At 59.2% G+C, this 3,170-nt stretch carries 4 protein-coding genes; 2 read left to right on the top strand and 2 right to left on the bottom strand.

Annotation, left to right across the window (positions count from 1 at the left end):
- Nucleotides 1–91 precede the first annotated feature (91 nt).
- A complete protein-coding gene (locus IQK56_RS21555) occupies nt 92–763 on the bottom strand; it encodes a DNA-3-methyladenine glycosylase I (protein ID WP_122309737.1) in 672 nt (223 codons plus the stop codon).
- A gap of 68 nt (nt 764–831) precedes the next feature.
- The gene (gene ttcA / locus IQK56_RS21550; protein ID WP_099586991.1) at nt 832–1,656 is read right to left on the bottom strand and encodes a tRNA 2-thiocytidine(32) synthetase TtcA; all 825 of its coding nucleotides are present in this window, start codon (nt 1,654–1,656) and stop codon (nt 832–834) included.
- Between the two features lie 266 nt (nt 1,657–1,922).
- On the opposite strand from ttcA, the gene IQK56_RS21545 reads away from it, so the two are divergent.
- Nucleotides 1,923–2,525 carry a Yip1 family protein gene (locus tag IQK56_RS21545; protein ID WP_032889661.1) on the top strand — a complete coding sequence of 201 codons (603 nt, stop codon included), beginning with the start codon at nt 1,923–1,925 and terminating at the stop codon, nt 2,523–2,525.
- Nucleotides 2,526–2,653: 128 nt separating this feature from the next.
- The gene (locus IQK56_RS21540) at nt 2,654–3,148 is read left to right on the top strand and encodes a SprT family zinc-dependent metalloprotease (protein WP_193863576.1); all 495 of its coding nucleotides are present in this window, start codon (nt 2,654–2,656) and stop codon (nt 3,146–3,148) included.
- The last annotated feature ends 22 nt before the right edge of the window (nt 3,149–3,170 follow it).

Raw genomic sequence — 3,170 nt, 5'->3', positions numbered from 1 at the left:
GCCATCGGGGGCAAGCCCCAATGCCAGTCAGTTAAGGAGGAACACTGTAACTGTGGTGAGCGGGCTTGCTCGCGAAAGCATCACCTCGGTCTCAATGATTCACCGTATACGCCAACATCATTGACAACTGACACATCGGCCGCCCACTCTCGGCATGCCACTGGTTGAACGCGCCCTGCACCGTCGCCAGATCCCGCAGGCTGGTCGGCGCCTTGTCGACGATTTTCTGCGCATTCAATGCCGCCACCACGTCATCGCTCGGCACAAACGTATCCTTACCCACCATCCGCAAGAAGCGCGGCGCCGACAGCCCGCCCAATTGGTGGCCGTGCTTGCTCAGGTACTTCCAGAGCCCGACGATATCGGTTACCGGCCAGTCGGCGATAAACGCGCCGAAGCTGCCCTTCTCTTGCTCGATGTCCAGCATCATCTGCGCATTGCGCGGCACGCTCTTGAGCTTGCCCAGATGACGGATGATCCGCGTGTCCTGCATCAGGCGCTCCAGATGCTCGGCGCCCATCAGCACGACTTTTTCCGGGTCGAAGCCGAAGAACACCTGTTCGAACGCCGGCCATTTGGCGTCCACCACGCTGTGCTTCAAGCCGGCGCGAAATACGCGCAAGGCCAGGGTCGACAGGTAACGATCATCACTGATCCTGCGCAATTGCGCCGGGGTCTTGGGCACCGGCAGGTGGGCTTCCAGTTGAGCCGCCGAACCAAAGCGGTTCAGACAATATTCGTGCAGCCACTTGTAATCGCGCATGCCCTCTCCTGGGGATTGAAAATGAAAACGGCGCCCGTAAGCGCCGTCTTTCAGAGCGTTGAGTTGCGTCAGAGGTTCACTACGTTGACGAAGCGCGAGGCGGCCGTCTCGTCGATTTTCAGGCTGGTGAAGTCAAACAGGTTGCGGTCGGCCAATTGTGATGGCTGCACGTTCTGCAAGCTGCGGAAAATACTTTCGGTGCGGCCCGGCGTCTTGCGTTCCCACTCCACCAGCATCTCCTTGACCACCTGGCGCTGCAGGTTTTCCTGGGAGCCGCACAGGTTGCACGGGATGATCGGGAATTGCTTGAAGTCGGAGTAGGCCTGGATGTCTTTCTCGTTGCAATACGCCAGCGGGCGGATGACCACGTTGCGCCCGTCATCGGCCCGCAGCTTGGGGGGCATGGCCTTGAGGGAGCCGTTGAAGAACATGTTGAGAAAGAAGGTTTCGACGATGTCGTCGCGGTGGTGCCCCAGGGCCATCTTGGTCGCACCGATTTCATCGGCAAAGGTGTAGAGCGTGCCACGGCGCAGGCGCGAGCATAGCGAGCAGGTGGTCTTGCCTTCCGGGATCAATTCCTTGACCACCGAGTAGGTGTCTTTCTCGACGATGTGATACTCGACGCCCAAGGCTTTCAGGTAGGCCGGCAGCACGTGCTCCGGGAAGCCCGGTTGTTTCTGGTCCATGTTGACAGCGACGATCTCGAACTTGATCGGCGCGACCTTTTGCAAGTGCAGCAGCACGTCCAGCAAGGTGTAACTGTCTTTGCCGCCGGAGAGACAGACCATGACCTTGTCACCGTCCTCGATCATGTTGAAATCGGCGACCGCTTCACCGGCCAGGCGACGCAGGCGTTTTTGCAGTTTGTTCTGGTTGACCGTAAGAGTGCCCATGGCGCTTGGATCCGCTGGAGGTGTGTGACGAAAAGCCGGGTATCTTACCGATGTCGAGTCACCACATTCAATGTGGGCCAGCATTCCAATCTGCGATTAGGCCCACTGTTTACAGTGCGATTTGCTCTAAAGGCCCTACAGTTATTCCGGTCATCCCTTCCTATACTGCGACGTGAGGTCGCACATCTATATCCAGACCTTTCAGGCCAATTGGCCCGTGGGCGCTCCGATGGGGGGCGATGGTAATAACGACAGGAGTGACTGGCATGATCCATCACGTCGTGGGGCTTTTTACCCATCCCGACCAGGAATGGCGGGAAATCCGTGGCGATAAAGAAGAAAGCATCGGCCACATGTACCTCACTCACACCCTGATTCTCGCAGCGATCCCTGCGATATCAGCGTTTATCGGCACCACCCAGGTGGGCTGGGTCATCGGCAACCGGGCGCCGGTGATGCTGACCCAGGAAAGTGCGTTGTGGATGACCATCATGTCCTATGCCGCCATGCTCGGCGGCGTGGCGGTGATGGGCGCGTTCATTCACTGGATGGCCCGTACCTACGACGCCAACCCCAGCATGGCGCGCTGCGTGGCCTTTGCGACCTACACCGCCACACCCCTGTTTATCGGCGGGCTGGCGGCGCTTTACCCGCACATGTGGCTGGGCATGGTCGTGGGCACGGCGGCGATCTGCTACACCGTGTACCTGTTGTATGTCGGGCTGCCAACCTTCATGAACATCGACCCGGACGAAGGCTTCCTGTTCTCCAGTTCGGTACTGGCCGTGGGCCTGGTGGTGCTGGTGGCGATCATGGCGTTCACGGTGATTGTCTGGGGCCTGGGCGTAGGCCCGATCTACACCAACTGACCTGATAAACCCACAGGCAAGGCCACCGCAAGGTGGCTTTGTGCGTTATGCATGACCATTCGGCGCCTGACAGATTCGGAAACACCCGGCTTTGCGGCATACTGGACCTCTCTGGAGATAGGTACAGCATGCCCGAGCAACTCAATATCCGCGTCGAAGATTGTTTCCTGCAAGCCGAATCCTTTTTCAAACGAAGCTTCAAACGCCCCCAGGTCAGCCTCAAGCTGCGGGGCCAGAAAGCCGGTGTCGCGCATTTGCACGAGAACCTGCTGCGCTTCAACCCACAGTTGTACCGAGAAAACAGCCAACATTTCCTCAAGCAGACCGTGGCCCACGAAGTGGCGCACCTGATCGCCCATCAATTGTTCGGTGAGCGCATCCAGCCCCACGGCGAGGAGTGGCAGTTGATCATGCGCGGGGTCTACGAACTGCCGCCAGACCGTTGCCACACTTATGCCGTGCAGCGTCGCCAGGTGACCCGCTATATCTACCGTTGCCCGTGTGCAGACAGCGACTTCGCGTTTTCGTCGCAGCGACACGGCATGGTGGCTCAGGGGCGACGGTATTTGTGTCGGCGGTGTCGGCAGACCCTGGTGTTTACCGGGGAAACCCGGGTGGAGTGAGGCCCAATCGGGGGCAAGCCCC

Origin of the sequence: Pseudomonas cyclaminis (assembly GCF_015163715.1) — a bacterium.
Classification (GTDB): Bacteria; Pseudomonadota; Gammaproteobacteria; order Pseudomonadales; family Pseudomonadaceae; genus Aquipseudomonas; species Aquipseudomonas cyclaminis.
The sequence above is the reverse complement of the archived record's forward strand: the minus strand, read 5'-3'. Positions and strand labels throughout refer to the sequence as shown.

Bases quoted from the DNA above. Each gene is read 5' to 3' on its own strand.
- IQK56_RS21555 (WP_122309737.1), bottom strand. From the start codon at position 763: ATGCGCGATTACAAGTGGCTGCACGAATATTGTCTGAACCGCTTTGGT.
- ttcA (WP_099586991.1), bottom strand. From the start codon at position 1,656: ATGGGCACTCTTACGGTCAACCAGAACAAACTGCAAAAACGCCTGCGT.
- IQK56_RS21545 (WP_032889661.1), top strand. From the start codon at position 1,923: ATGATCCATCACGTCGTGGGGCTTTTTACCCATCCCGACCAGGAATGG.
- IQK56_RS21540 (WP_193863576.1), top strand. From the start codon at position 2,654: ATGCCCGAGCAACTCAATATCCGCGTCGAAGATTGTTTCCTGCAAGCC.